This window comes from Mesorhizobium sp. Cs1299R1N3 (assembly GCF_037179625.1).
In the GTDB taxonomy this organism is placed as follows: domain Bacteria; phylum Pseudomonadota; class Alphaproteobacteria; order Rhizobiales; family Rhizobiaceae; genus Mesorhizobium; species Mesorhizobium salmacidum.
In genome coordinates this window covers 84855-110189 of sequence record NZ_JAPYKQ010000007.1, presented here as the reverse complement: position 1 = coordinate 110189, position 25335 = coordinate 84855, and the positions used below count along the sequence as shown (strand labels likewise).

Sequence of the window (25335 nt, the reverse complement as noted above, 5' to 3'; positions counted from 1 at the left end):
CAGCGATTCTTAACCGGCTGTTCACCATAAGAGCGAATACTGTTTTTCCCAGACATCGCCGGAACCCACCCCGTTTTCGGACATTGTTGGCAGGCTTGCAGCGCGGTACGGGAGGAAAGTCTTGACGGTTGCCGACATGAACAGACTGGAACAAGCCGCCCGGATTTCGATGGGCGAATTTCAGGAATCCGAATCCTCCGCAAGGACACTCCCTGAAGCAGGCAAGGGTTTGATGAAGGGGCTGGTTCTTGCCCTGGCCGCGATAATGTTGCTGGCCGTTCTTTGGCAGTTGACCTGACTTAGGTCCTGCTCTCCTCACCGTGCGCGCTGTTGAAATCGCCGATCGGTCAACGCGGGCTCACCTTCGACCGTGGGAGCCCCGTTGGAATGACAGGAACTTTCTGACGATGTTGGTCGTTATTGCGGCCAGAGGAACATCTGTCATGCAACACATAGCCGCGTTGGCCGAATGCCGGGAATTGCAGGTCCCTGTCAGTGTTTTTGCGACTGCTGACGAATGCAACGCTGAGCGCCCCTTCGCGATGGGCGACGTACAGGGGCAGGCGCGGCATGTCGTCACCAAATGCCTCGCGGTCGATCCCGCGTTGGAGGACGACCACGATCAAATTGTCTGGAAGATGCGGCCAGACGGTAGCCTTGACGCTTCGTTGACCATTTCCAACCTCGTCATGGCGTCGAACACGATCCGCCCAGAAAAAGACCACCTTAGTCAACAATAAATTGCAGCAGCAAAGGCCGTCGTTTCATGCTAAATGGCGGTTGGAGCTTACTAAAGTGTGGACACAAGCGAGGAGTGACTCTATGCGGAAAATACTTATTGCCATGGTTGCGGTGGTCGCCGTCAGCGGCTGCACCACGACCGAGCAGGACGTCGTCGGCGGCGGCTTGATCGGTGCGGGCGTAGGCGGGTTGGTCGGCGGCGGCAAGGGCGCGCTGATCGGCGCGGCCGTCGGTGCCGGGTCCGGCCTGCTGGTTCGCAACCTGCGCAACGGCTACTGCCAGTATCGCGATCATCGCGGCCGGATCTACACGGCTCGCTGCAACTAATTCAGCGATTAGAGCAATCCAGGAGCGGCTCGGCGATTTCTATCAAACGCTGAACCGCACTAATAGAATACCAAAACCGGGGGCCATGTCCGGCCTCCGGATTTTCTTGGCCGTTGCCGATCGGCAGGATTTCAGCCGACCAACGGAATTCTGATTTCCACCTTCAGGCCGTCATCCTGGAAATCGCGCTTGATCGTGCCGCGCAATTCGCGGGTGACGTTGAGGTCGATCAGTTTCGTGCCGAATCCGGTCACGGCCGGCGCCTCGATCTTGTTTTTTCCAGCTTCCCGCCAGTTCAGCGCCAGGATCCGCTCGCGTCCACGCCCTTCCAGCGACCAGTCCACTTTAAGCGCCCAATCCCCCTTGGACGAATTCGCGGAATTGCCGGCTTCACCATATTTCAGCGCATTGGTGGCGAGTTCATGAAAGGTCAGGCCAAGCGCCTGCGTCGTGGTTTCATCGAGCAGCACCTCCGGGCCTGACAGGAGCCCCTCCGGCAGCTCCTTGCCGAACACCTGGCCGAGCTCGATGCGCAGCAGGTCGGCAAGGTCGGCTTTCTGCCAGCGCGAGCGCGTCAACATGTCCTGCGAGGCGGCCATCGCCTGCAGCCTGGCCGAGAAGGAAGCGGAGAACTCATTGACGTCGGTTGCCCGCGACGCCGTCTGCCGGGCGATCGCCAGCACCCTGGTGATCGAGTTCTTGATGCGATGCTTCATCTCCTGCAGCATCAGGTCCTTTTCGAGCAGGCTCTTTTCCGTTGTCTCGTGCAAGGCCGACACCGCGTCATAGGCTCGCTCCTGATAGCGCGCCACCAGCGCGATGGCGCCGGCCAGGAGCAGGCCGAACAGTCCCAGCATGACAGGAATGGCGCGCGACGAGGGTTGCGAGAAGGCACTGGTCGGCCTGAACAACACGGTCCAAGGGCGCCCCGCCACGGTCATCGTGCGGGTGACCAGCAGCCGGTCTCCCAGGGATGAAGCCGGTGGCGTCTCCGAGCGGAACAACAGATTGTCGCTGTTTGCCGCTCCGTCATAGATCTCTGTATTGACCGGCAGCAGCGGCGCGCGGCTCAGCGCGATCTGGAACAGATCCCGGGCGCGGAAGGCGGCATAGAGAAAGCCGGCGGTCGAGGAGCGCGATGCGTTGATGACCTCCGGCGCCGTTTCGACGTTGAGCCGCACGAAGACCAGGAAGCCGGTGAAGGTCTGCGCGGCACCAGTGTCCTGGCCGAGCTGCACCAGCCCGCTTGCATGCTGCTGATCGTCGGCCATCGCCTTTTCGATCGCCGCGCGCCGCACCGGCTCGCTGAACATGTCGTAACCGATACTGGCCTGGTTGGACGCATCCAGCGGCTCGAAAAGCGCAATCGGCGTGCGCCAGGGCTGCGTCGTATCCGGATAGACCGGATGGCTGGCGCCGAAATCGTGGAGGATGTCGCGTTCGACCGTTGCCTCGTCGCCCGTCTTGACCAGCCGCAGGAAGCCGATGCCGCGCAGGCCGCCGAAATTGCTGTCGACATCCAGCGCCTTGAAGAAGGCCTTGAACTCGTTCTGGGAAATATCGCCGTTGCGCGCGTCGAACAGGGCCTGTGTCGAGCGCAGCAGCGACAGATGCAGGTCGATGCGGCTCTCGATCCGATTGAGGGCGTCATCGGCCGCCCCTTCGAACTTGATGCGGGCGGCTTCCTGCGTCGCGAAATAAGCGAATCCCGCCATGGTCATGCTGATCAATGCGACGGCAATGAAGGCGACGATTGGAAAAAGCTTCTTCAACTGATGATGCGGTCCACGATCAAACAGGACCTTTATGGGCAAGTCGCCGGGCCAACACAATGGTCAGGCCAAGCCATCGTGATCACTGGCATATCATGTGAACGGCAAGGGGCGTGCCCGAGCAGCCTCGCCGGCCTCAGGCGGCGATCTTCAGCGCACCCGGCCCCGGTATGGCACCTGGAGGACATTTACCCAGGATGATCATGCCCAGCACCTCGTCCTGGGTGACATCCGTGGTGCGTGCCGTGCCGACGACCTGACCGTTCTTCATCACGCAGACCCGGTCGGCAAGCTCGAACACGTCGTGGATGTCGTGGCTGATCAGGAAGATGCCGATGCCGTCGGACTTGAGCTGCCTGACCAGTTCGCCGACCTGTGCCGTTTCCTGGGGGCCGAGTGCCGCCGTCGGCTCGTCCATGATCAGGATGCGGGCGTTGAACAGGATGGCGCGTGCGATCGCCACTGACTGGCGCTGTCCGCCCGACAGTTTGATCACCGGTTCCTTGAAACGCTGGAAGCGAGGATTGAGCCGCCCCATTACCTTGCGCGCCTCGGCCTCCATGGCGACGTCGTCGAGCGTGCCCCAGGCAGTCATCAGTTCGCGGCCGAGGAACAGATTGGCGGCGGCATCGACATTGTCTGCCAGCGCCAGCGTCTGGTAGATCGTCTCGATGCCGTATTTCTTGGCGTCGCGCGGGTTGGAGATCGCTGCCTCCTCGCCATTGACGAATATCTGGCCGGAGTCGCGCTTGTAGGCGCCGGACAGGATCTTGATCAGCGTCGACTTGCCGGCGCCGTTGTGGCCGAGCAGCGCCACGACCTCGCCGGGGAAAAGATCGATCGAGGCATCGTCGACGGCACGGATGCCGCCGAATGCGATCGAGATATTACGCATGTCGACCAGCGCGGTGGCCGCAGGAGCAGTCTTGTCAATCACGGTGATGCCTCCCTAAACGCGCTTGCGGTAAACGGTGTCGAGCCACACCGCGATGACCAGCACGGCACCGACGACGATGCTCTGCAGCGGCGAATCGACGCCGAGCAGCACCATGCCCGACTGCAGCGACTGCATCAGCAACGCGCCGAGCATGGCGCCGATGATCGTTCCCGAGCCGCCGGCAAGCGACGTGCCGCCGATGACGGCCGCGGCAATGACGAGCAGCTCATCCAATGTTCCAAGCACATTGGTGGCCGAGTTCTGCCGGGCCGACGAAATGGCGGCGGCGATCGTGGCCAGCACGCCCATGATCATGAACACCTTCATGGTGATCCAGCGCGTGTTGATGCCGGCGAGGTTGGCCGCTTCCGGATTGCCGCCGATGGCAAAGACATAACGGCCGAAACGGGTGCGTTTTGTGATGAAGGTCATGACCAGACCGACGGCGACGGCCATCAGTACCGGTATGGCGATGCCGTGGGCGATGAATAGCCCGCCCTCCGGCACGGTGATGTTGTTGGCGGCCGCGTACCGGTTCACGATGCCGATCGGCCACGGATAGGAGTTGGCCAGCCACACCGCGCCCATGATGACGGCACAGGTGACGACGCCGAGCAGCGTCTCGGCCCAGATCGGCCGCAGCGGGAAGCGGAACCGCTTTCGTTGCACCCGCCCGTTGAACAGCGCAAACACGACGGCCAGGCAGGCGACGATGCCTACGACCCAGCTCCAGGTCGCGCCGATCGATCCGGCCGGTCCGCCGCCCATCAGCTGGAAGGTGGCGTCGAGCGGTGCCACCGTCTGGCCGCTGGTGACCCACCAGGCGGCACCGCGCCAGACCAGCAGGCCGCCCAGCGTGACGATGAAGGCCGGCACTTCGAGATAGGCGATGACGAAGCCCTGGAAGGCGCCGATCAAAAGGCCGAGCGCCAGGCCGATGACCAGTGCCAGCACCCAGATCCATGGATTGCCGAGTTCAAGCCCCACGAACCGGACCAGGAAGTGCACCTGGGCAAAGCCCATGACCATGCCGATCAGGCCCTCGGCGGAACCGACGGACAGGTCGATGTTGCGCATGACGATGACCAGCACCATGCCGCAGGCCATGATTGCGACCGCTGACGTCTGCACCGACAGATTCCACAGATTGCGCGGCGTCAGAAACGTGCGGCTGTCGAAATCGAGCGGATTGACGCCAAGACGCAAGCTCGAAATCACATGCAGCGCGACCCAGATCAGCAGCAGGGCGCCGATCATGCCGAGCATACGGGTGTCGATCTCGGTCGCTTTCAGGAACCGGGCGACCGCGCCGAGTTCCGAAGCGCGCGCGGTATCGGCCTGCAGGTTGGACGTCGTGTCGGTCATGATTTCCTCCAACCGGCTGGCCGTCTGACGCGGATGCCGAACCCGGCCTAGAAGCTATCCGCGTGATGCGGAAACACAAATCTTTTTGAGAAAACGCCGCGGCTTGGGGGCCGCGGCGCCTTCATTTCTTCAAGCGGTCAAACTCAGTTGCAGGCCGCGACGCTGCCGGCGGCGACGCCCGCGCAGACTTCGTCCTTCTTGATCCAGCCGGCGTCGATGACGAGGTTGAGATTGTCCTTGGTGATGGCGACCGGGGTCAGGAACAGCGACTTGACGGTGTTGCCGCCAGGCGTCGTGAAGTCCTTCGCGCCGGCGATGTCGGTCATCTTCTTGCCGTCGGCGAGCTGCGAGGCGATCTCGGCGGCGTTCTTGCCGAGTTCACGCGCGTCCTTCCACACCGACACGGTCTGTGTGCCGAGCGCGATGCGGTTGAGCGCGGCGTGGTCGCCGTCCTGGCCAGAGACCGGCACGGTGCCGGCGAGCCCCTGCGCCGTCAGCGCCGCGACGACGCCGCCGGCGGTGCCGTCATTGGCCGCGACCACGGCGTCGACCTTATTGTCGTTGGCGGTGAGGAACTGCTCCATGTTCTTCTGGGCGTTGGCGGGCAGCCAGCCGTCCGTATAGGCTTCGCCGACATTCTTGATCTTGCCGCTGTCGATGGCTTCCTTCAGCACTTCCATCGAGCCCGAGAACAGGAAGTCGGCATTCGGATCGGCACCCGAGCCCTTGATGAAGACGTAATTGCCTTCGGGCTTCACCTTGAACACCCCGCGGGCCTGCATGCGGCCGACTTCCTTGTTGTCGAAGGTCAGGTAGAAGACGTCCTTGTTCTCGATCAGGCGGTCATAGCCGACGACCGGAATGCCCTCGTCGAGCGCCTTCTGCACCGCCGGGCCGATGGCCGAAGCATCCTGCGCCAGGATGATCAGCGAATTGGCGCCCTGCGAAATCAGGCTTTCGACATCGGTCAGCTGCTTGCCGGGATTGGACTGCGCATCGGCGGAAATGTACTTGTCGCCCGCGGCCTCGATCGCCTTCTTCATGGCGGCCTCGTCGGTCTTCCAGCGCTCTTCCTGGAAATTCGACCACGAAACGCCGATGACCTTGTCCTTCGCCTGCGCCACCGGCGCCAGCGTCAGCGACATGGCGACACCCGCCAGGATGGCGACTGTGAATCTCTTCATGATATATCCTCCCTGCGCCGCGTATGGCGCGACCAAACTGGCCCGAAGGCCGGCACAAAGGCCCTATTTTTTCGAGCCTCGAAAAAACACTGATCCATCGTCGGAACACTGTCAACATCGATTCTGATGGATTTTGAGGTGCCGGGACCCTTTTTTCGAGTCCCGCAATAAATAAATGACAGCTCCTGCCGCTTCTGCCAGTATTCGGCCCGTTGCCGGAGATGTTCGAGGGGGTGTCAAGAACCGCGGCGACGGGAGGATGTGGGAAGCATGTCGGTCGGAATCCGCCACGACGATCTGCGCCGGCGCAACCGCGCCATGGTGATTGCAGCCGTGCGTCAGGGTGGTCAGCCCTCGCGCACCGAGATCGCCGCCACCACCGGCCTCAGCCACTCGACCATATCGGCGATATCAGCCGACCTGATCGACGAGGGTATCCTGACCGAAGGCAAGCCGAACGAGGCCGGTTCACTGAAACGCGGCCGGCCGCAGGTTGGCCTTGGTCTCAACCCCGAGGCCGCGGCTGTGATGACCGTGGTGCTGTCGCTGAATTTCCTGTCCGTCGCCGTCATCGATTATTCCGGCCAGGTGGTCGCCGAGGAACAGCGCCGGCTGGACACGCTGACCATATCGCGCGAGGCGCTGATCGGCGAATGCACGGCAATAGTGCGGCGGCGCCTCGAGGACCCCGATCTCGACGTCCGCAGTATTGCCCGCATCGCGCTGGCGATCCAGGGCATCACCGACACCGAGGCGCGTGCGATGCTGTGGTCGCCGATCACGCCGCAGACGGATATTCCCTTCGCCGACATACTTGAAGCCGAGTTCGGCATCCCCGCCACCATGGAGAACGACTGCAACATGATGGCGGTGGCGCTGCGCTGGCGCGACCCCGAACGCTACCGCGACGACTTCATCGCCATCCTGCTCTCGCACGGCATTGGCATGGGCCTGGTGCTGAAGGGCGAGCTTTTCACCGGCACGCATTCGTCGGGAGGCGAGTTCGGCCACATGATCCATCGCCCGGGAGGCGCGCTCTGCCGCTGCGGGCGGCGCGGCTGCGTCGAGGCCTATGCCGGCAACTACGCCATCTGGCGCAACGCCAGGCAGCTTGGCGAGGACGCCGAACCGGTCGCCGATGTCAGCGATGCGCAGATGCGGGCACTCGCCGCGACGGCAAGGGAGAAAGACGGACCGGAGCGCGAAGCCTATCGCAAGGCCGGCGAGGCGCTGGGCTATGGGCTGGGCAGCCTGTTCGCTCTGATCGATCCCGCACCCGTCGCCATGGTCGGCGTCAGCGCCGCCGCCTTCGACCTAATCGAGCCGGCCTTGCGCGAGGCCATCGCCCAGACCGCCGGCGGCCAGCATTCGGAATCGATTTCCTTCGACACCGAGCCGAACGAGCTGCCGCTCATCCGCGAAGGTTGCGCCATGCGGGCGCTGACCTTCGTCGACCAGGAGATTTTCGCGCCGGGCGTGCTGGCGAGGCCCGGCGTTCCGGGCAAGAATGTAGCCTGATTTCAGTCTTCGCGGATCGCGTAGCCCGCGCCGCGAATGGTGCGGATCACGTCCGGCATGCGGCCGTTGTTGACCGCCTTGCGCAGCCGGCCGACATGCACGTCCACGGTGCGCTCGTCGATATAGATCGTCTCGCCCCAGACATTGTCGAGCAGCTGGCTGCGCGAGAACACGCGACCGGGATGACGCATCATGAATTCGAGCAGGCGGAACTCGGTCGGCCCGAGCCGGATCTCGCTCTTCTTGCGATAGACCCGGTGCGATTCCCGGTCGAGCACGATGTCGCCGACCTTGAGCACGCTGGACAGCACTTCCGGCTTGGCGCGGCGCAGCAGCGCCTTGACCCGGGCCATGAATTCCGGTGTCGAGAACGGCTTGACCAGATAGTCGTCGGCACCGGTCGAGAGGCCGCGCACGCGGTCGCTCTCCTCGCCGCGCGCCGTCAGCATGATGATCGGCAGCCTCTCGGTCTCGGGCCGCATTCGCAGGCGCCGACAGAGTTCGATGCCGGAAACCGCCGGCACCATCCAGTCGAGCACCAGGAGGTCGGGCACGTTCTCCTGGAGGCGGATCTCGGCTTCGTCGCCGCGCGTCACCACCTCGACCTGGTAGCCTTCCGATTCCAGATTGTAGCGGAGGAGCACGCCGAGCGGCTCCTCGTCCTCCACCACCATGATGCGTGGCGCGATCATCGATTGATCATCCCTGCCGTCAAGCCGCCGGCACCGACATCGCCGTCTCGTCCTGCTTCGGACGGTTGGCGGGCAGTTGCGTGCCGGTCAGCACATAATATGCATTCTCGGCAATGTTGGTCACGTGGTCGCCGATGCGTTCGAGATTCTTGGCGCAGAACAAAAGATGCGTGCAAGCCGTGATGTTGCGCGGATCCTCCATCATGTAGGTCAGGAGTTCGCGGAACACCGATGTGTATTTGACATCGATGCGTTCGTCGTCATTCCTGAGCTTGGCGAGCGCGGCGGCATCGCCGGCCGCGTATTCCTCGACCACGCCCTGCACCTGGATCAGCACCAGCTGCGCCATGGAGTCGATCGAATGCGACAGGTCGCGCGGCGTGGCGGAGAGGCCGACGGAGCCGACGCGCTTGGCAATGTTCTTGGCAAGGTCGCCGATGCGCTCGAGATCGCCCGCCATCCGGATCGAGCCGACGACGTGACGCAGATCGTCGGCCATCGGCTGACGCTTGGCGATCAGGGTGATGGCGCGGTCGTCGAGTTCGCGCTGGCGCGCGTCCATGATGGCATCGTCGGAGACGACGCGCTGTGCCAGCGCGTTATCGGAATTCAGCAGCGCCTTGGTGGCGCCGCCGACCATCGTGCCGGCGAGATCGCCCATGTCGCTGATCAGCCTGCTGATCTGTCCGAGATCCTCGTCGAAGGCTGCGACTGTATGTTCGGCCATGATCCTGGTCCTCGTATGCGTGATATCAGCCGAAGCGGCCGGTGATGTAGTCCTGGGTGCGCTTCTCGCGAGGCGACGTGAAGATCTTCTCGGTCTTGTCGAATTCGACCAGTTCGCCCAGATACATGAAAGCCGTCTGGCGTGACACGCGCGCCGCCTGCTGCATATTGTGGGTGACGATGACGATCGTGTAGTCGGCCTGCAACTCGTCGATCAGTTCCTCGATCTTGGCGGTCGACAGCGGATCGAGCGCCGAGGCCGGCTCGTCGAGCAGGATGACCTCCGGCTTCACCGCCACGGTGCGGGCGATGCAAAGACGCTGCTGCTGGCCGCCTGACAGGCTGAGGCCGCTGGCGTTCAGCTTGTCCTTGACCTCGGTCCACAATGCGGCGCGCTTCAGCGCCTGCTCGACACGGCCGTCCATTTCGGCCTTGCTGATCTTCTCATAGAGCCTGACGCCGAAGGCGATGTTCTCATAGATCGACATCGGGAACGGCGTCGGCTTCTGGAACACCATGCCGATCTTGGTACGCAGCAGGTTGAGATCCTGCGAGCGGTCGAGAACGTTCTGGCCGTCGAGCAGCACCTGGCCCTCGGCGGTCTGCTTGGGGTAGAGTTCGTAGATGCGGTTGAAGACGCGCAGCAGCGTCGACTTTCCGCAACCCGACGGTCCGATGAAGGCCGTCACGCTGCGCTCGGGCAGCGACAACGTGATGTCCTTCAGCGCCTTCGACTGGCCGTAGTAGAAATTGAGGTTCTTGACCTCGATCTTCGCCTTGGCGGCTGCCTCGGTGGCAATCGTCATGTCTGGAGACAACATCTGGCTCATTTGTCCTCTCTGCGTCCGGTCAGGCTGCGCGCAAAGATGCTGAGCGCGAGAACCGTCAATGTGATTATGAGTGCGCCGGTCCAGGCCAGCTGCTGCCATTCCTCATAGGGGCTGAGAGCGAACTGGAAGATGGTGACCGGCAGGCTGGCCATCGGCGCGTTGAGATTGCTCGACCAGAACTGGTTGTTGAGCGCGGTGAAGAGCAGCGGCGCCGTCTCGCCGGAGATGCGGGCGATCGACAGCAATATGCCGGTGACGATGCCGGAAAGTGCTGCACGGTAAGCCACTGATTTGATGACCACCCAGCGCGGCGCGCCGATCGCGGTGCCGGCTTCGCGCAAGGCGTTCGGCACCAGGTTGAGCATGTCCTCGGTGGTGCGCACGACCACGGGGATGACCAGGATGGCCAGCGCGACGGCGCCGGCGATCGCCGAGAAATGCCCCATCGGCCGCACCATCAATTCGTAGACGAACAGGCCGATGATGATCGACGGCGCCGACAGCAGGATGTCGTTGATGAAGCGCACCACGGTGGTGAGTTTCGAGAAGCGGCCGTATTCGGCCATGTAGGTGCCGGCCAGAACACCGATTGGCGTGCCGACGATAACGGCGATGACCGTCATCACCACGCTGCCATAGATAGCGTTCAGCAGGCCGCCGGCATCGCCGGGGGGCGGCGTCATCTGCGTGAACACATCAAGGGAGAGCCCGGCTGCGCCTTTGTAGACCAAAGCGCCGAGGATCAGTGCCAGCCAGGCAAGCCCGATGCCCGCGGCGGCGACGCACAGCGTCATCATCACCGAGTTTCTGGTCTTGCGGCGGCTGTGAAGCGACGAGGCTGTCGACATCGGTCAGGCTCCGGTGCGGGCGTCGATGCGCATCAGCATGTAGCGTGCGATGGCAAGGATGAGGAAAGTGATGACGAACAGGATCAAGCCGAGCGCCACCAGCGAGGACGTGTAGAGATCGCCGACGGCTTCGGTGAATTCATTGGCGATGGTCGCGGAGATTGTCGTTGCCGGCGCGAACAGCGAGGTCGAGATGCGGTGCGCATTGCCGATCACGAAGGTCACCGCCATGGTTTCGCCGAGCGCGCGGCCAAGGCCGAGCATGACGCCGCCCATGATGCCGATGCGGGTGTAAGGGATGACGACGCGGCGTGTCACTTCCCAGGTCGTGCAGCCAATGCCGTAGGCGGACTCCTTCAGCACCGGCGGCACCGTGTCGAACACGTCCTTGGTGATCGAGGTGATGAAGGGCAGCACCATGATGGCGAGGATCAGCGACGAGGTCAGCAGGCCGATGCCGTAGGGCGGACCGGCAAACAGGCTGCCAAGGCCGGGAACGCCATGGAAAACGCTGATGATGAAGGGCTGCACCGTCGTCTGCAGGAACGGCGCCAGGACGAACAGGCCCCAGATGCCGTAGATGATCGAAGGAATGCCGGCCAGCAGTTCCACCGCCATGCCGATTGGGCGCCGAAGCGGGCGCGGGCAAAGCTCGGTGAGAAAAATGGCAATGCCGATGCCGAGCGGCACGGCGATCAGGATGGCGATGGCCGATGTGACAATGGTGCCATAGATAGGCGCCAGGGCGCCGAATTTCTCCGTCACCGGGTTCCAGCTCTCGCTGGTCAGAAACGAGAAGCCGAAGGTCGACAGTGCCTGCCAGGAACCGGCAAACAACGAGATGGCGACGCCGCCAAGCAGCACCAGCACGAGAATGGCGGCGGCGCGGGTCAGCCCATGGAAGATCGAATCTGTTAACGCGAAGCGTCTGACGATGGCGTCGCGCGAGCCCTTAATGGCTGGCAAGGCTTCCTGGACAGCACTCATGTCAAGCTCGGCTCTTTGTGTTGAGAAAAAGGAGCGCCGCGTGAAGCGGCGCTCCTTCGGGTGATGTTACTCGCCAGCGTAGACCGGCTTGCCGCCGGCCGAGATGTCGGCCTTCCACGAAGCCTTGATCAGGTCGACGACGCTGTCGGGGATCGACACATAGTCGAGCGCCTTGGCGGTTTCCTTGCCGTCCTTGTAGGCCCAGGCAAAGAACTTCAGCGCTTCGCCGGTGGCAGCGGCATCGTCCGGAGCCTTGTGGATCAGCACCCAGGTCGAGGCGGCGATCGGCCAGGTGGCGTCGCCGGGCTCGTTGGTGATGATGACGTTGAAGTTCTTCGCGCCCTTGAAGTCGGCATTCGAAGCGGCGGCGCCGAAGGATTCGAGCGACGGCTCGACAACCTTGCCGGCTGCATTCACCATCTTGGAGTAGGACAGCTTGTTCTGCTTGGCATAGGCATATTCGACGTAGCCGATGCCGCCGTCGGTCTGCTTGACGGTGTTGGCAACGCCTTCGCTGCCCTTGGCGCCGACGCCGGTCGGCCATTCGACGGCCGTGTCCGAACCAACCTTGTCCTTCCAGTCGGGCGACAGTTTCACCAGGTAGTCGGTGAAGTTGAAGGTCGTGCCCGAACCGTCCGAACGATGCACGACCGCGATCGCGGTCGACGGCAGGGTGAGCGAGGGGTTCAGCGCCTTGATCGCGGCGTCGTCCCAGGTGGTGATGGCGCCGAGATAGATCTGGGCCAGCGTCTTGCCGTCGAGGACGAGTTCGCCCGGCTTGATGCCCGTGAGGTTGACGATCGGCACGATGCCGCCCATCACCATCGGGAACTGCACGAGGCCGTTCTTTTCCAGGTCTGCGTCGGACATCGGCTTGTCGGTGGCGCCGAAGGTCACGGTCTTGGCGATGACCTGCTTGATGCCGCCGCCGGAGCCGATCGACTGGTAGTTGAGGCCGATGCCGGTGTCCTTCTTGTAGGTGTCGGCCCATTTGGCGAACACCGGATAGATGAAGGTCGAGCCGGCGCCGGAAAGGTCAGCTGCCATTGCCGCGGAAAGGGTGAGGGTGGACGCCGCAGCCATTGCAATCGCAACGGCCGCCGAGCGGATGAAATGTCTCATGTGGCCTGCTCCTGTTCGGAAGATGGTCTCTCGGCGCCACTTCTTTCCGGCGCCCGCTGAGGCCAATAGCCTTGGATTATAACAGTCGCATGACAGTTTCATGTCAGCCCGGTAACGCGTCGCCGGCACCGGGAAAAGCACCGGTGTCGGGCGCTTCGAGGCGCGGTCCGAGTTTATCGCCGGAATCAGGGGCTTGAGCCGTTCGACGGGTGGAAGCACCCGGAATTCGACGGGGCTTTCCCAAGTGAAGAAAATCCGGACGGGAGCGCGTTGCTCGCAGCCAGAGCGTGTCATGGCCGGGCCATCGCCAAAAACAGGTCCGTTGGGGTAGAGTGACACTGTTTCTTGCAGGCGGTCGCTGCTCCCGCCCGTAACTGAGAAGAGCGGAATTCGATTTTGCTATTGTTCCGGCTGGACACCGTCTTTGATATGGCGCGATCGCACCATAGTCACTGCACGCGGAAGTAGCGGCAAATCCCCTGCTGATTCCCTCGATTTGCCTCACCGGATCCTAAATCAAGGCGACGCGGGCGCTATCCCGCGTTGCGGTGGACCTGACGGCCGGCGCCGACCCAACGCTCGACCTTCTCGAGCAGGGCCTTGGGGCTGATCGGCTTGGGCAGATAGTCGTCCATGCCCGCCTCCAGGCAGCGTTCGCGGTCACCCTTGAGCGCATGCGCGGTGACCCCGACGATCGGCACATGCGTACCGGTTTCCTGCTCCAGCAGGCGGATCGCGGCCGTCGCTTCGAGACCGCTCATCTCCGGCATCGAGACATCCATCAGGATCATGCACGGATTGAGCGTGCCGAAGGCGTCGAGTGCCTTGCGGCCGTTGCCGACGATCTCGAAACCGTAGCCGGTCTCGCCGAGGATCTGGGTGAAGACCATCTGGTTCACCTCGTTGTCCTCGGCCACCAGGATATCCAGCCTGTGCCCGCCCCCGGTGGCAGGCAGCCTGGGACGAACCGGCGGCGGCTGCAGCTGCGCGCGCTGCTCGGAAGGCGCCAGAGGCGACCGCGGGGTAATCTCGAGCGCCTCGCTCGCTGGCGGCTGAACGGCCTGGTCGTTGGTGGCGTGGCGATGGCGCTGGATGGTCGCGACCAGGGTCTCCAGAAGTACCGAGGAGCGTGCTGGCTTGATCAACTGCGCGTCGATGCCGAGATCGCGGTAGCTGGTGTTGGCAAGCGACTGGTCGACCGAGGTCAGCATGATGATCGGCGTGTCCGCGAGGCCCTCGGTGTTGCGCACGATGCGCGCCATTTCGGCGCCGCTCATCTCAGGCATCTGATAATCGAGCACGACACAATCCACCGCCACGCCATAGGCTGCCGCGGCGATCAGCACCTTGAGACCTTCGGCGCCGCTTTCGGCCGCGCAGGAATCGAACGTCCACGAGGTCATCTGCTCGGTCAGGATGGCGCGGTTGACGGCATTGTCGTCGACGATCAGCACGCGTGCGCCCGTCACGTCCACCGGCGTGATGCGCTGCCCGTTCTGCTGCCCGGCCCCCGGCAGCGTCACCGTGAACCAGAAGGTCGACCCCTTGCCTTCGGCGCTCTCGACGCCAATGTCGCCACCCATCAGGTCGACCAGCCGCGAGGTGATGGCAAGGCCAAGCCCGGTGCCCTCGTGGCGCCTTGTCGACGACGTGTCGACCTGGCTGAATTTCTCGAACACCAGTTTCAGTTTTTCCTCGGGGATGCCGATGCCGGTGTCGGTGACCGAAATCGTCAGCCTGGTTCCCGTCGGAACTCGTTCGCCGGTCACATCGACCAGCACGTGGCCTTCTTCGGTGAACTTCACCGCATTGCCGAGCAGGTTGGTGACGATTTGCCGGATGCGGCCGACATCGCCGATGAACAGGCTTTCGAGCCGCGGCTCGATGCGCACGATGAGCTCGAGGTCCTTTTCTTTGGCCCGCGTAGACACCAGCGTCGCCACGTCCTCGATCGCCTCGGCGAGATTGAAGGGCGCCGGGTCGAGCACCAGCTGGCCGGCATCGATCTTGGAGAAATCCAGGATGTCGTTGATGATGGTCAACAGCGCATTGCCCGATTTGACGATGATGTCGGTGAATGTCTTCTGCTTCGGGTCGAGATTGGATTTGGCCAGCAGTTCAGCCATGCCCAGCACGCCATTCATCGGCGTGCGGATCTCGTGGCTCATATTGGCGAGGAATTCCGACTTGGCGCGGTCGGCGAGCACGGCGCGCTGACGCGCTTCGCTGAGCTCCGCCTCACGCTGCTTCAGTTCCGTGATGTCGGTCGTCGAACCGATCAAATAGAGCGAACCGTCGGAGGCGATCATTGCGCCCTTGCGGGCGAACTGATGCCTGACGCTGCCGTCGGGCAGGCGCACCGTCTCCTCGATCTCTTGGGTCTCGCCGGTACGCAGCACGGCGAGATCGCTGGCCACGAAGGCCTCGCCATCCGGCCCGAAGATCTCGACGTCGGTGTTGCCGATCGCCTCCTGCTTGCTGAAGCCGGTGAGGTCGCACCAGCCCTTGTTGACATAGAACTGCCTGAGATCGGAGCGCTTGGCGTAGATCGACACCGGTACATTGTCGATCAGGCTGCGGAACACCTCGTTCTCGCGCATGCTCTCTTCCAGAGCTTGCTCGCGTGCCTTGACGTCGGTGATGTCGGTGCTGGAGCCGACCAGATGCACCGATCCGTCCGTGGCCACCAGGCGGCTCTTGCGCGTCACCAACTGCCGCACCGTTCCGTCACGATGGGTGACGGGCTCCTCGACCTCACGCACATTGCCGTTCGTCACGACATCGGTGTCGTCCTGGCTGAAGCTCTCTGCTTCCTCGCCGCTGAACAGCTGGCGGTCGGTCCGGCCGATGACATCGTCCTTGGCGAGACCGGTCAGCGCGCACCAGGCCTTGTTGACGAATTCGATGCTCAGGTCCTGCGCCTTGATGAAGGCGGCTACCGGCAACTCGTCCATGACATGCCGGAAGAGATCGATCTGGCGCATCGAGTGATGAAGCGCGGCCTCGCGGCTCTTCAGGTCGGTGATATCGACGCGCACGCCGATGAAGGTGCCGTCCCCGGTGCGCATGTCATAGACCTGGTACCAGCGTCCATCCCCATTGAGGCGCTCATAGGAGGAATTCGGCAGGCGGTAACGCGCCAGGATGCCATCAAGCCAGCGTTCGGAATCGACTTCGTAAAGGCTGTCGATTCCAGGATCGCCGCTCGACCGGAAATATCCGACCGAATGGCCGAACTCCAGCGCTTCGCGGAAAGTGCGGCCGGGCTGCCAGAACGGCTTCAGCGCCGGCAGCGAATCCTGCAGCCTGTGGTTGGCGAATACGAACTTGTCGTCCCGGTCGTAGATGATAACGCCTGCCGGCAGCGATTCCAGCACGCTGGCGAGATGCTTGCGCGCATCTTCGGCTTCGGTCTCGCGCCGCTTCATGTCGGAGATGTCGAAGAGAAAGCCGGCGACATAGTCGCGGCCGCTTGCCATGCGGACGCGGTTCTTCCTGACGATGCGCGAACGGCTGGCGCCGTCGGCCTCGAAGCTTTCTTCCACTTCATATTGCCGCCCGCCGGCCAGCACCTCACGTTCGCTGCTTTCGAACAGCGCGACGTCGGCCGGCCCGAGGAAATCGCTCCCCGGCCTGCCAAGCATGGCTTGCGGCGCCTGCTTGAACAGCGCCGCGAAGGCCTCGTTGACGAAGACGAAGCGCAGATTGTCGTCCTTGACGAAGATCGGATCCTTGACGCCGTTGATCACAGCCTCCGCCAGCCGCGCCTTCTCCAGTGCTTCGGCGAGTTCAGCCTCTCGGTCCTTCATGTCGGTGATATCGACGTAGGAAATGAACCGCTTGCCGCCGGCCAGCGCCGCCATCGACGAGATCAGCGTCCGGCCGTCATTGCGTGGGAACTGCCGCGATCCGGCCGTGCCGGCTCTGATTTCAGCCTCGCGTTCGGCGACATGTCGCTGCCATGTCGCGTCGTCCGAACCGTAGGGGTCTATGTCGCGGCTCGCGTCCATCAGATCGCGGAAGCTGCAGCCGATCTCGGCGCGCCGGGCGTCGATCTGCCAGAAATCGTAAAAGGCGCGGTTGATGACCTCGGCACGCATGTCGGCATCGAGGACGAGGACACCGATCGGCATCTGATCGACCATGGTGCGGAGATTGGCGAATGTCTCGGCGATCTTGGCGTTGGCATTCTCGATCTCCGCGTCACGACGCTTGACCTCGGTGACCTCATAGTAGGTCAGCAGCCGCTTGCCTCCCGACAGAGCCGTGACCGAGAACATCATGGTCCGCCCGTCGGTGTGGACAAACTCCCGAGGTGCGACGGTACCGCCCCTGATCTCCTCGATGCGAGTGGCGAGGTAGCGCTGCCATTGCTCTTCGTCGATGTCGCCATAGATGCCGTTGCGGCGGTTGAGTTTCATCAAAAGGCTGAACGGCGCTCCAACCGTCACGGCCCCATCCGGAATCCTGGAGAGGTCGCGATAGGCCTTGTTGACGATCAGCGTGTCGAGCCCTGCATCCAGAAGCACGACGCCCATGTGCATGGCGTCCATCGTCCGCTCGAGATCGGCAAGATGCTGGACGGGCTCGCCGCCAGCCGGCGGCTCCATGTCCTCGAAGGCGCTGGCCAGCGCGGTGACATTGCGGCCTATGCCGCGATAGCCGGCAAATTTTCCGTCACTGTCGAAACGCGGGAAACCTGACGTCAGCACCCAGCGGCAGTCGGGGCGGCCACCCTTCAGTTCGTAGACGAAGTCGCGGAACGGCCGGTGCGCCTGCAAGTCCTCCAGATGGGCTGCCGCGCTGCGGTTGCCCTTCCGGACCTGATTGAGAAAATCGAACCGGAACCGGCCAAGCACATCAGCCGGATCGATGCCCGTCGCAGCCTGGTAGTCTTGAGAAAGCCAGGAAAAGCGAAGCTCCGCGTCGGTTTCCCACGTCCAGTCCGAAGCCGCTTCGACGAGCTGGCGAAGCGCGCCGGCGCGATCCATGTCGACGCCGGACGATCCATCGCCGCCATGCGCGGCTGCCTTGCCGGGCTCACGCTTGCCGCGCGCGCCGATTGCTTCGTTCGATTCCGCCATGCTGTCCCCACCCCGAAAATCAAGGCCGAACCCTCCCTCCGCGGTTCGTCGGCGGAATGTGCCGCAGAAGCATTAACGATCCGCTAACCTTAACGGCGCAACCGGCCTGTTCCTGCTGCGTTATTCCGTCCGGTTGTGGCGCGCGGCAAGGCCGCGCTATAAGCATGCGCAGGGGTGTTGCTAATGTATGGACGAATAGGGCCTTTCTTGCTGGGCGTGGCGCTGCTTTTCGGCGGCGGCTGCTCGCGCAGCTATGACGGCACGGTCATCATCCCGCGGCCGCTCGACGCCAGGCGGATCTGGGACCGGCCACCGCCCAATGTCGATTACCAGCCGCAGGTCGACAACGGCGCCTTTCCGGGGCCGCCACAATCCCCCGGACGGGTTTCCGAGCGCAAGGCCCTGAAACCTGCGCCGCACAGACGGCATCAGACCAGGGCGTCACCGCCGCCTTCCCCGTCATCGGATTCCGAAAAGCAATTGGCATGCAGGAACGTCAGCGCGCCCGGCCAAAGGGTTCGCATGGTCTGCGAATAGAACGGTTCAGCGTTTGACAGTGTCGCCAGACCGCTCCCGCGAACAATGTCCTATAGCGACGCCGCGCCCTTCCTCGGTTGCTTGGCTCCAGCCTGTCATTCAGCCGGGAAGAAGGCGGGACCGACCACACGCACGGTGCGCTTGCCGGGCTCGATCGACTGGAGCTGAGCGGCACCCGGAGCCTCGATGTCGGTTTCTGGAATTGCCGCGACGCTGCCGAAGTCCGGCTTTGCCTGAGGCAACGGGATGATTGCATTGGTCATGTTCGTGGGCGTCACCGTCCTAGCCCTCAGTTCGGCAACCCGCTGATAATAACGCTTGACGTCGCAGGCCTTGAAATTGGCATCGTCACGATACCGGAAAGCGGCCGGCAACTCGGTGTATGGTTTGCGCGTGTCGAGCGCCACCATGCTGTCGGTTTCCTGGCTGATATCGCTCAGCGTGTAGAGATCGACCGCCGGATCATCGCAGATGTAACGGCATTGATCGGCCATTTCCTTGAGATCGCGGTTGCCGGCGAATTGCGACTTTGGCGCGGGGAAGAAATACCCATCCGAAAGGCGGACGCAAAACAGCATCGCATTGCCGCCGGTCGTGGCCCCGGCCGCTGCCGTCGCGGATTTCGCCTTCGGCGCCGGGCGCTCCTGCTTTACCCCCGATGAACAGCCGAGCGCCGCGAACCGCGCCTGCAGGCCCGAATTGTCACGGCCGGAATTGGACGCAGCCGCGATCTGGCGCTGCACCTCCGTCCGGTTTCGAGCGAGGTCGGCACAAGCGTTGAAGAAGCCGCCCGCGGCACCTTGCGCGGTGCACTTGCGCTGCCTCTCCAGGCCCTGGACCGCCGCGAGCTGGCGACGAAGCTGAGCCAGTGCCGGGCTCACGCCTCCGCCGCGGCCAGCGGACAGCAATTGACTTTTGATCGCACCACAACTGTCCGCGTAGGAAGGTGTCGTGCCGGACGCAAACGCAGCGACCGTTGCCAGCGCGATCATCATGAAAAGACAGAAACGGGTCATCTGAACGCCATGATCCTTGTTGCCGATAGTCCGGAACTACGCTCTTTCGACTTGGACAAACTTTCACTAAATGAGCTATACCTAATATTTTAAGACTTCTGACCTGAACAGACCTTCATCTAGTGTAATATAATCCTGCATGTAAATTCCATATTACATTTTTATTTCAAGATTGAGACGAACCGGGAAGCAACGGAGACAGATCCGCGGCCGTCGGCAGGCCGATGCGTCGAGCCATGCGATCAATCGGGCGTTACCGGTCTCTGCCTTGAAACCTTTGCTCGTGCTGCTGCGTTGAGGGGCGAAGGAGAACGCAGATGTCGATCCACTTCACGGTGTCGGAACTGACAAGAAACCTTTTTCACTCTCTCGGGCGGGATCACGAGCGTGGCCCGCGGCCGCTCAACCCCGAGCAAAGCCTGTTGCTCGAGTGCTATCTGGCCGGGCAGATTCCCGAATCGGCCTGGAGCGACTATGTCTTTGAGACACCGGATCTGGCACGGCATGCCGAAGTACGGCGCCTGAGCCGTTGATTTGCGCCAATCGGGGAAAGACGCCCGACGCAGCTCTCCGATCCAGACCAGCCACGCTGATGCCCACCCCATGGCAGGCTTTTTTGGGCGTACCGCTACTGCTTGGGCGAAACGAATTGCAGCGTGAACACGTTGCCGGCAATTCCTCGTGACAGCTCCGGCGATAAACTCAGCGGCGTGCAATTCTTCACCGCCGTTATTGCCGCATCGATGAATGACTGACGCGCCTTGTCGTCGCCGGCCACCTTGACGGCGGTTGGTCGCGGCGCGCCGATCAGAGTACCGTCGCGCTTGAAACTGAAGCTCAGGGTTACAGTCGAATTCCCGGCGTCGGCGGGCGGCGTCCAGCACGACTGGATCGCGGCCCCGACATCGTCCATGGTGTTGAGCGTTGCGGCAACCGATGCGCATACGACACCCGTCGACATCACGCCCGCAATCACCAGCTTTGCAACGCCTTTCATCGCACGCCTCATCGTCACGACCAGCCGGCAATCCGCGTCGGACTGCCGGAATCGATGGTAGGGCCGATACGGGCAATGGCAATATCCCTCGCCAAAAAGTTGTTCGGAGAGAGCCGACTGCGAAGCCGCCCGGGCGACTGACCGAGACCGATGCGAGCCAATGCCGAAAACAAAAAGGCCGGCACTGAGCCGACCTTTCCTTTCCGCCTCGACAGTTGCGCCAGTACATCCGTGGTCGCGGGCCGAAAGCGAATTGTCTCCAGTAGACAGGCTATTGGTAAACCAAACCTTAACGTGCCTGCCGTCCCACGCACCAAGTCAGGATTCGATAACCGTGAAGGCCATCATCTTGCGGTAGGATGGTCCAGGCGACCGCCCTGAACTCGGCTTGCGGCAGGTGGATTCGGGCATGGGAACAGCCGGTTTTTCACGGGGCATCGTGCACTCTTTCGAGGCATGCCGAGCCCATGCAGGTACTGGTCCGAACTTGTTAGATTGTCTGGAGGGCAACGACCGGGCCGTTGCTTGGTACGCCCAAGGGGAATCGAACCCCTGTTCCCGCCGTGAGAGGGCGGTGTCCTGACCGCTAGACGATGGGCGCGTTCAAGAAGGGGCGATATAGGCTGGCGGCTGGGAAAAAGCAACTGGGGTTCGGCGGCTTTGCAGCATCGAACGAAAAACCGCCCACAAGCTAGCGTTTCGGCTCGATCAGGTCCCAGAGATTGCCGTGGAGATCGGCGAAAACGGCCACGGTGCCGTAGGGCTCGAAGCGCGGCGCCTCGCGGAATTCGACGCCCTTGTTCAGCATGGCGGCGTGATCGCGGGCAAAATCGTCGGTTTCGAGAAACAGGAAGACCCGGCCGCCGGTCTGGTTGCCGATGCTTTTCCTCTGCGCCTCGTCGGACGCCTCGGCAAGCAGCAGCCTGGCACCCTGTCCGTTGGCCGGCGCGACGGTCACCCAGCGCTTGCCGCCGCCGAGATCGACATCCTCGGTCAGGGTAAAACCCAGCCGCTCGACATACCAGGCGATCGCCTCGTCATAATCGGCGACGACCAGCGTCACGGTCGCGACACGGCGATGTTCGGCAAACCCGGTCATGTCCGCCGCAAACTTGTTTGCTGCATTGCCGCCTGCCTATTTGTTGCGGATTGCAAAACGGCCGATCAGGCGGCGCTCGGAGATATCATAGACGAAGATCGCACGGCTGCCGTCGGCAAGCTCGGCGTCGATAGAAAGGCGGCTGCCCGACAGTGACTGACCGACCACCCGGGAGCCTACCGGCAGCACGATGTCCCCGCTGAGCGGTTCGCCGGCGGGCACCTGGACGTCGCCGGCCAGCGGCGGGCTCACCGGCGTTGCCTTGCGTGATTTGTAGACAATCGCCGCGATCACCACCATAAGAGCCAGAAGGAGCAGGCCGAGATTGATGGCCATGAAGCGGATGAGCCTGCCGCGCAGCTTGTCGACCGCGGGGTCAAGCGGCTTTTCCTGCTCTTCATCGGCATCGGGCCGGGCCATGGCAAATATTCCGGAATGGTTTTTCGATGAGCGCTCATAGCGAAGAGGCCCCTGAATTGATAGAGGCCGCGCCCACCTTGCTGGTCGCCGGCGCGGATGCGGCCGGCCAACGCCTCGACCAGTGGCTGGCGGCAGCGCTTGGTCCCGACATGTCACGCAGTCGCGTGCAGATGCTGATCAGGCAAGGCGGCGTCGTCATCGACGGCAAGCCGGTCAACGAAACCAAGCGCAAGATGAGCGCTGGAGAAAATGTGTCGGTCGCCATGCCGGAACCGGAACCGGCGCTGCCGCAGGGCGAGAACATCGCGCTCGACGTGCTCTACGAAGACAACGAGTTGATCGTCATCAACAAGCCGGCAGGGCTTGTCGTGCACCCCGGCGCCGGCAACTGGACCGGCACGCTGGTCAATGCGCTCATCCACCACTGCGGCGACAGCCTGTCGGGCATTGGCGGGGTACGCCGCCCGGGCATCGTCCACCGCCTCGACAAGGAGACCAGCGGCGTCATGGTGGTCGCCAAGACCGACCGCGCCCATAAGTCGCTATCGGAAGCCTTCGCCGACCACGGCCTGACCGGCGACCTCGAACGCGCCTACCTGGCTTTGGTCTGGGGCACACCGCAAAGGCCGACCGGCACGATCGATGCGCCGCTTGGCCGCGCCGCCGACCGGGTGCGCCGCGCCGTCGTGCCGGAAGGCCGCGACGACGCGCGCCACGCCGTTACCCGCTTTGCCGTGCAAGAGCGCTTCGGCGAGGGCCAGCGGGAATTCGCCACCGCGAGCCTCGTGGAATGCCGGCTGGAAACCGGCCGCACCCACCAGATCCGCGTCCACATGGCCCATATCGGCCATCCCGTTATCGGCGATCCCGATTACGGCTTGGCATTCCGCACCAAGGCCAATCGGCTGCCGGAGCCCCTGAAAACTCAGGTCAAGGCATTTTCCCGGCAAGCTTTGCATGCCTGGCTCCTTGCATTTCGGCACCCCACTACCCATCTAACGATGAGGTTCGAGGCGCCGATACCGGAGGATATGGAGGAACTCGTCGACGGCTTCCGCAAACTCTGAACCAGCCATCAAAAAACCTGACTGTCATTGTTCACTTCAGCGTGACACACTGTTTCGTGTTGAACAAATGCCTGTCTTTTCTGGTTTTGTTCCTGTATAAGATCTGATGTCGCGGGCGAGCCTTTTGGTGCTCGCGTCACATGCCCGCCGCGTTTCGGGGGCATTACTCCAATAGAGAGGGGCGCTATCATGGCCCAGTCATTACCCAGTATCGTTTCCGGCGAAGGCGGCCTCAGCCGCTATCTGGAAGAAATCCGCCGCTTTCCCATGCTTCAGCCGCAGGAAGAGTACATGCTCGCCAAGCGTTATGCCGAGCATGAAGACACCACGGCCGCGCATAAGCTCGTCACCAGCCATTTGAGGCTCGTCGCCAAGATCGCCATGGGCTATCGCGGCTACGGCTTGCCGATCGGCGAGGTGATCTCGGAAGGCAATGTCGGCCTGATGCAGGCCGTCAAGAAATTCGAACCCGAGCGCGGTTTCCGCCTCGCGACCTACGCCATGTGGTGGATCAAGGCCTCGATCCAGGAATACATCCTGCGCTCGTGGAGCCTGGTCAAGATGGGCACGACCGCCAACCAGAAGCGCCTGTTCTTCAATCTCCGCAAGGTGAAGGGCAAGATTCAGGCGCTGGACGACGGCGATCTCAAGCCCGACCAGATCGCCGAAATCGCCACGCGGCTGAACGTTTCCGAGGCCGAAGTGGTGTCGATGAACCGCCGCCTGTCCGGCGACGCGTCGCTCAACGCGCCGATCCGGGCGACGGAAGGCGAGTCCGGCGAATGGCAGGACTGGCTGGTCGACGACCACGAAAGCCAGGAAGAGATGCTGATCGAGCAGGACGAACTGGAAAACCGGCGCGGCATGCTGTCGGGCGCTCTGGCCGTGCTTAACGATCGCGAGCGGCGCATCTTCGAGGCGCGTCGCCTCGCCGAGGAGCCGCTCACCCTGGAAGAGCTTTCGGCCGAGTTCGACATCAGCCGCGAGCGCGTGCGCCAGATCGAGGTGCGCGCTTTCGAGAAGGTGCAGGATGCCGTCAAGGCCGCCGCCAAGCGCCAGATGCAGGCGCTGCGCACCATCGAGGCACAGCCGGCGGCTTAAAGCCGGGACCGATTACGAAATAGAGGGCGGCGTCAGGAAACTGGCGCCGCCCTTTTTGTATACGAGAAGCCGGAGCGTACCCTCAAAGCCCATCAAGCGGAAACTTGAGGTACCGCCGGCCATTGGCTTCCGGCTCCGGCAGCCGTCCGCCATTCATGTTGACCTGCAGCGCATGCAGGATCAGCCGCGGCATCGGCAATGTCCGGTCGCGCGCCTCGCGCAGGGCGACGAACTCGGCCTCGCCGCGCGCGGCGACAAGATGGATGTTGGTCGCCTTCTGCGCCCCGACCGTGCTCTCCCACATCGGCTCGCGCCCGCCGGCCTGGTAATCATGGCCGACGAACAGCCGGGTTTCCTCCGGCAAGGCCAGGATGCCCTGGATCGAGCGCCAGAGCCGCGCGGCGCTCCCGCCGGGAAAATCCGTCCTTGCCGTGCCGCTGTCGGGCATGAACAGCGTGTCGTGCACGAAGGCGGCGTCACCGAGCACATAGGTGATCGAGGCCAGCGTATGTCCTGGTGAGAACAGCACCTTGACTGGAAGGGTTCCGATCCGGAACGTCTCGCCTTCGGCAAACAGCCTGTCCCACTGCGAACCGTCGGCGGGAAAATCGGGCCAGTTGTAGATGACCTTCCATAGTGCCTGGACGTCGACGATCCTGTCGCCGATCGCCATCGGCGCTCCGGTCTTCTGTTTCAGATAGTGCGCCGCCGAGAAATGGTCGGCGTGGGGATGGGTGTCGAGGATCCACTCGAGCTCCAACCCATTTTCCCCGATGAAAGCGAGCAGCGCATCCGCGCTCCTCGTACCCGTTGCGCCGGATTTTTCGTCAAAATCCAGGATCGGATCAATGATGGCGCAACGCTTCGTCGTCGGGTCCGCGACGACATACTGGATGGCTCCGGTCGGCTTGTCATAGAAGCCGCTGACCAAAGGCCTGGCCAAAGCTACATCCACGTCCGGCTCC

24 protein-coding genes and 1 tRNA gene are annotated in these 25335 nt (G+C 62.9%); 8 read left to right on the top strand and 17 right to left on the bottom strand.

The window, feature by feature from the left end; genetic code table 11:
- The first annotated feature begins 121 nt into the window (after nt 1-121).
- The 3 genes from O7B34_RS17415 (at nt 122) to O7B34_RS17405 (ending at nt 1068) form a co-directional block, all read left to right on the top strand.
- A complete protein-coding gene (locus tag O7B34_RS17415; protein WP_337147198.1) occupies nt 122-298 on the top strand; it encodes a hypothetical protein in 177 nt (58 codons plus the stop codon).
- A 145-nt stretch (nt 299-443) separates the two neighbouring features.
- Nucleotides 444-740, top strand: a complete 297-nt coding sequence (locus O7B34_RS17410) for a hypothetical protein (RefSeq protein WP_337147197.1) — start codon at nt 444-446, stop codon at nt 738-740.
- 82 nt (nt 741-822) lie between these two features.
- Nucleotides 823-1068 carry a YMGG-like glycine zipper-containing protein gene (locus tag O7B34_RS17405; RefSeq protein ID WP_027141909.1) on the top strand — a complete coding sequence of 82 codons (246 nt, stop codon included), beginning with the start codon at nt 823-825 and terminating at the stop codon, nt 1066-1068.
- Nucleotides 1069-1199: 131 nt separating this feature from the next.
- Here O7B34_RS17405 and O7B34_RS17400 read toward each other — a convergent pair whose 3' ends face one another.
- The 4 genes from O7B34_RS17400 to xylF all read right to left on the bottom strand — a co-directional run bounded on the left by O7B34_RS17400 (nt 1200) and on the right by xylF (nt 6326).
- On the bottom strand, nt 1200-2840 hold the full coding sequence (locus O7B34_RS17400; protein ID WP_337147196.1) for a CHASE domain-containing protein: 1641 nt from the start codon (nt 2838-2840) through the stop codon (nt 1200-1202).
- Between the two features lie 136 nt (nt 2841-2976).
- Complete coding sequence (locus O7B34_RS17395; RefSeq protein ID WP_246672658.1) at nt 2977-3735, bottom strand: ATP-binding cassette domain-containing protein; 759 nt, start codon at nt 3733-3735, stop codon at nt 2977-2979.
- 54 nt (nt 3736-3789) lie between these two features.
- Nucleotides 3790-5142, bottom strand: a complete 1353-nt coding sequence (locus tag O7B34_RS17390; RefSeq protein ID WP_337132139.1) for a sugar ABC transporter permease — start codon at nt 5140-5142, stop codon at nt 3790-3792.
- 143 nt (nt 5143-5285) lie between these two features.
- Nucleotides 5286-6326 (bottom strand): D-xylose ABC transporter substrate-binding protein, encoded by a 1041-nt coding sequence (gene xylF / locus O7B34_RS17385; RefSeq protein WP_337147194.1) that lies wholly within the window; start codon nt 6324-6326, stop codon nt 5286-5288.
- Nucleotides 6327-6596: 270 nt separating this feature from the next.
- Here xylF and O7B34_RS17380 point away from each other — a divergent pair, with 270 nt between their 5' ends.
- Nucleotides 6597-7844, top strand: a complete 1248-nt coding sequence (locus O7B34_RS17380) for an ROK family protein (RefSeq protein ID WP_337147193.1) — start codon at nt 6597-6599, stop codon at nt 7842-7844.
- A gap of 2 nt (nt 7845-7846) precedes the next feature.
- Here O7B34_RS17380 and phoB read toward each other — a convergent pair whose 3' ends face one another.
- From phoB to O7B34_RS17345, 7 genes are all read right to left on the bottom strand, one after another.
- Nucleotides 7847-8536 carry a phosphate regulon transcriptional regulator PhoB gene (gene phoB, locus O7B34_RS17375; RefSeq protein WP_010911896.1) on the bottom strand — a complete coding sequence of 230 codons (690 nt, stop codon included), beginning with the start codon at nt 8534-8536 and terminating at the stop codon, nt 7847-7849.
- A gap of 19 nt (nt 8537-8555) precedes the next feature.
- Nucleotides 8556-9263 (bottom strand): phosphate signaling complex protein PhoU, encoded by a 708-nt coding sequence (phoU, locus tag O7B34_RS17370; RefSeq protein ID WP_337105762.1) that lies wholly within the window; start codon nt 9261-9263, stop codon nt 8556-8558.
- Between the two features lie 25 nt (nt 9264-9288).
- Nucleotides 9289-10092: a phosphate ABC transporter ATP-binding protein PstB gene (pstB, locus tag O7B34_RS17365; protein ID WP_027141902.1), complete on the bottom strand. Its 804-nt coding sequence runs from the start codon at nt 10090-10092 to the stop codon at nt 9289-9291.
- Entirely contained in the window at nt 10089-10940 is an 852-nt protein-coding gene (gene pstA / locus O7B34_RS17360; RefSeq protein ID WP_337129490.1) for a phosphate ABC transporter permease PstA, read from the bottom strand. Before pstA ends, pstB begins: the two co-directional genes overlap by 4 nt.
- Before the next feature lie 3 nt (nt 10941-10943).
- Nucleotides 10944-11927: a phosphate ABC transporter permease subunit PstC gene (pstC, locus tag O7B34_RS17355; protein WP_337105759.1), complete on the bottom strand. Its 984-nt coding sequence runs from the start codon at nt 11925-11927 to the stop codon at nt 10944-10946.
- Nucleotides 11928-11993: 66 nt separating this feature from the next.
- The gene (gene pstS / locus O7B34_RS17350) at nt 11994-13049 is read right to left on the bottom strand and encodes a phosphate ABC transporter substrate-binding protein PstS (RefSeq protein WP_337147192.1); all 1056 of its coding nucleotides are present in this window, start codon (nt 13047-13049) and stop codon (nt 11994-11996) included.
- A 533-nt stretch (nt 13050-13582) separates the two neighbouring features.
- Entirely contained in the window at nt 13583-18133 is a 4551-nt protein-coding gene (locus O7B34_RS17345; protein WP_337147190.1) for a PAS domain-containing protein, read from the bottom strand.
- Between the two features lie 216 nt (nt 18134-18349).
- Here O7B34_RS17345 and O7B34_RS17340 point away from each other — a divergent pair, with 216 nt between their 5' ends.
- Nucleotides 18350-18670 (top strand): hypothetical protein, encoded by a 321-nt coding sequence (locus O7B34_RS17340; protein WP_337147324.1) that lies wholly within the window; start codon nt 18350-18352, stop codon nt 18668-18670.
- Nucleotides 18671-18765: 95 nt separating this feature from the next.
- Here the strand turns inward: O7B34_RS17340 and O7B34_RS17335 are convergent, their stop codons facing one another.
- Nucleotides 18766-19686: a DUF2865 domain-containing protein gene (locus tag O7B34_RS17335; RefSeq protein ID WP_337147189.1), complete on the bottom strand. Its 921-nt coding sequence runs from the start codon at nt 19684-19686 to the stop codon at nt 18766-18768.
- A gap of 317 nt (nt 19687-20003) precedes the next feature.
- On the opposite strand from O7B34_RS17335, the gene O7B34_RS17330 reads away from it, so the two are divergent.
- Complete coding sequence (locus O7B34_RS17330) at nt 20004-20219, top strand: hypothetical protein (RefSeq protein WP_337147187.1); 216 nt, start codon at nt 20004-20006, stop codon at nt 20217-20219.
- A gap of 95 nt (nt 20220-20314) precedes the next feature.
- On the opposite strand, the gene O7B34_RS17325 is transcribed toward O7B34_RS17330, so the two are convergent.
- The 4 genes from O7B34_RS17325 to O7B34_RS17310 all read right to left on the bottom strand — a co-directional run bounded on the left by O7B34_RS17325 (nt 20315) and on the right by O7B34_RS17310 (nt 22202).
- Nucleotides 20315-20683 carry a hypothetical protein gene (locus tag O7B34_RS17325; RefSeq protein WP_337147186.1) on the bottom strand — a complete coding sequence of 123 codons (369 nt, stop codon included), beginning with the start codon at nt 20681-20683 and terminating at the stop codon, nt 20315-20317.
- A gap of 526 nt (nt 20684-21209) precedes the next feature.
- A tRNA-Glu gene (locus tag O7B34_RS17320) sits at nt 21210-21284 on the bottom strand.
- 90 nt (nt 21285-21374) lie between these two features.
- Nucleotides 21375-21782: a VOC family protein gene (locus O7B34_RS17315; protein ID WP_337147185.1), complete on the bottom strand. Its 408-nt coding sequence runs from the start codon at nt 21780-21782 to the stop codon at nt 21375-21377.
- 36 nt (nt 21783-21818) lie between these two features.
- Nucleotides 21819-22202 carry a fimbrial protein gene (locus O7B34_RS17310; RefSeq protein ID WP_337129484.1) on the bottom strand — a complete coding sequence of 128 codons (384 nt, stop codon included), beginning with the start codon at nt 22200-22202 and terminating at the stop codon, nt 21819-21821.
- Between the two features lie 26 nt (nt 22203-22228).
- Here O7B34_RS17310 and O7B34_RS17305 point away from each other — a divergent pair, with 26 nt between their 5' ends.
- Nucleotides 22229-23269: an RluA family pseudouridine synthase gene (locus O7B34_RS17305; protein ID WP_337147184.1), complete on the top strand. Its 1041-nt coding sequence runs from the start codon at nt 22229-22231 to the stop codon at nt 23267-23269.
- A 189-nt stretch (nt 23270-23458) separates the two neighbouring features.
- Nucleotides 23459-24370, top strand: coding sequence for an RNA polymerase sigma factor RpoH (rpoH, locus tag O7B34_RS17300; RefSeq protein WP_015315375.1), 912 nt, complete (start codon nt 23459-23461; stop codon nt 24368-24370).
- A gap of 82 nt (nt 24371-24452) precedes the next feature.
- Here rpoH and O7B34_RS17295 read toward each other — a convergent pair whose 3' ends face one another.
- Nucleotides 24453-25325 (bottom strand): MBL fold metallo-hydrolase, encoded by an 873-nt coding sequence (locus O7B34_RS17295; RefSeq protein WP_337147183.1) that lies wholly within the window; start codon nt 25323-25325, stop codon nt 24453-24455.
- Between the last annotated feature and the right edge of the window lie 10 nt (nt 25326-25335).

Excerpts from the sequence above, each read along its gene's own strand:
- O7B34_RS17410 (WP_337147197.1), top strand. The coding sequence starts at position 444 with ATGCAACACATAGCCGCGTTGGCCGAATGCCGGGAATTGCAGGTCCCT.
- O7B34_RS17405 (WP_027141909.1), top strand. The coding sequence starts at position 823 with ATGCGGAAAATACTTATTGCCATGGTTGCGGTGGTCGCCGTCAGCGGC.
- O7B34_RS17395 (WP_246672658.1), bottom strand. The coding sequence starts at position 3,735 with ATGCGTAATATCTCGATCGCATTCGGCGGCATCCGTGCCGTCGACGAT.
- O7B34_RS17390 (WP_337132139.1), bottom strand. The coding sequence starts at position 5,142 with ATGACCGACACGACGTCCAACCTGCAGGCCGATACCGCGCGCGCTTCG.
- xylF (WP_337147194.1), bottom strand. The coding sequence starts at position 6,326 with ATGAAGAGATTCACAGTCGCCATCCTGGCGGGTGTCGCCATGTCGCTG.
- O7B34_RS17380 (WP_337147193.1), top strand. The coding sequence starts at position 6,597 with ATGTCGGTCGGAATCCGCCACGACGATCTGCGCCGGCGCAACCGCGCC.
- phoB (WP_010911896.1), bottom strand. The coding sequence starts at position 8,536 with ATGATCGCGCCACGCATCATGGTGGTGGAGGACGAGGAGCCGCTCGGC.
- phoU (WP_337105762.1), bottom strand. The coding sequence starts at position 9,263 with ATGGCCGAACATACAGTCGCAGCCTTCGACGAGGATCTCGGACAGATC.
- pstB (WP_027141902.1), bottom strand. The coding sequence starts at position 10,092 with ATGAGCCAGATGTTGTCTCCAGACATGACGATTGCCACCGAGGCAGCC.
- pstA (WP_337129490.1), bottom strand. The coding sequence starts at position 10,940 with ATGTCGACAGCCTCGTCGCTTCACAGCCGCCGCAAGACCAGAAACTCG.
- pstC (WP_337105759.1), bottom strand. The coding sequence starts at position 11,927 with ATGAGTGCTGTCCAGGAAGCCTTGCCAGCCATTAAGGGCTCGCGCGAC.
- pstS (WP_337147192.1), bottom strand. The coding sequence starts at position 13,049 with ATGAGACATTTCATCCGCTCGGCGGCCGTTGCGATTGCAATGGCTGCG.
- O7B34_RS17345 (WP_337147190.1), bottom strand. The coding sequence starts at position 18,133 with ATGGCGGAATCGAACGAAGCAATCGGCGCGCGCGGCAAGCGTGAGCCC.
- O7B34_RS17335 (WP_337147189.1), bottom strand. The coding sequence starts at position 19,686 with ATGACCCGTTTCTGTCTTTTCATGATGATCGCGCTGGCAACGGTCGCT.
- O7B34_RS17330 (WP_337147187.1), top strand. The coding sequence starts at position 20,004 with ATGTCGATCCACTTCACGGTGTCGGAACTGACAAGAAACCTTTTTCAC.
- O7B34_RS17325 (WP_337147186.1), bottom strand. The coding sequence starts at position 20,683 with ATGAAAGGCGTTGCAAAGCTGGTGATTGCGGGCGTGATGTCGACGGGT.
- O7B34_RS17315 (WP_337147185.1), bottom strand. The coding sequence starts at position 21,782 with ATGACCGGGTTTGCCGAACATCGCCGTGTCGCGACCGTGACGCTGGTC.
- O7B34_RS17310 (WP_337129484.1), bottom strand. The coding sequence starts at position 22,202 with ATGGCCCGGCCCGATGCCGATGAAGAGCAGGAAAAGCCGCTTGACCCC.
- O7B34_RS17305 (WP_337147184.1), top strand. The coding sequence starts at position 22,229 with ATGAGCGCTCATAGCGAAGAGGCCCCTGAATTGATAGAGGCCGCGCCC.
- rpoH (WP_015315375.1), top strand. The coding sequence starts at position 23,459 with ATGGCCCAGTCATTACCCAGTATCGTTTCCGGCGAAGGCGGCCTCAGC.